Consider the following 1,144-nt stretch of genomic DNA (forward strand, 5'->3'; position numbering starts at 1 on the left):
CGAATGGGTGCGAAGGACAGCCTCCAGCTCTCCCAACTCGATCCGATAGCCACGAATCTTCACCTGATGGTCAATCCGTCCCAAGTACTCGATTTGTCCATCTGGGAGATAACGGACCAAGTCACCGGTGCCGTACATCCGCGCTTGCGGGTCAGCGTGGAATGGATTGGACAAGAATCGTTCTGCGGTCAGCTCTGGGCGATTCAGATATCCGCGAGCCAATCCGGCACCGCCAAGATACAGTTCCCCAGGTAAGCCCAACGGGACAGGTTGCAAGTTGGCATCGAGAATATACGCTTGTGTGTTGGACAATGGACGACCAATCGTCGGTTCTGACGTGGCGCCTTTGGTGACCTGTACATACGTGGAGTACGTCGTATCTTCCGACGGACCATAAAGATTAAAGACTTTTTCCACATGGCCCAGTGCATATAGACTTTGTGCCAATGTGTTTGGCAGTGGCTCTCCAGCTAGGTTGACCACTCGTACCGCTGTCGGGATCGCGTTCATCCGCACGAGTTCTTTGGCGGCAGATGGGACGGTATTGATCAATGTCACTTCATTGACTGCTGGTAGGCTCGGCAAATGCAAGGCGTTGTCAGCCAAAATGACTTTGCCTCCGTAGGCTAAGGTCACGAATATTTCATAGACTGACAGATCGAAGCAGATGGATGTGGAGGCGAGCACCCCACTCATTTCTTCTGCGGAAAAGACCGTTTTCGCCCACGCGATGAAGGCAATGACACTACTGTGCTGAATCGCCACCCCTTTAGGCAGACCTGTCGAGCCCGAGGTGTAAATGACATACGAAAGGTTCGTTGGCTCTACCAGATTAAGCAGATTCTCTTCACTTTGCTCTGCGATAGCCTCCCAGTCACGATCCAGGCAGATCACTTGTGCTGTATGTTCAGGCAGCATGGATAGCAGGCTTCCTTGGGTCAACAGGATCGCCGCTTGCGAATCTTCCAGCGTATAGCCGATTCTCTCTTGTGGATACGCGGGATCAATCGGCACATACGCGCCACCAGCTTTGAGAATGCCCATCATCGCAACGATCATCTCGGTCGTACGTTCCATGAGAACAGCCACCAAGACCTCTGGGCCGATTCCTTGCGCCCGCAGATAGTGCGCCAGCTGGTTTGCA

At 53.2% G+C, this 1,144-nt stretch carries 1 protein-coding gene; it reads right to left on the reverse strand.

Going from position 1 to position 1,144, the window contains the following annotated elements; translation table 11 throughout:
* Window positions 1–1,144, reverse strand: a 1,144-nt coding sequence (locus HP570_RS29080; RefSeq protein ID WP_173627962.1) for an amino acid adenylation domain-containing protein, incomplete at both ends; no start/stop codon positions are given.

It is taken from the genome of Brevibacillus sp. RS1.1, from assembly GCF_013284365.1.
Classification (GTDB): domain Bacteria; phylum Bacillota; class Bacilli; order Brevibacillales; family Brevibacillaceae; genus Brevibacillus; species Brevibacillus brevis_D.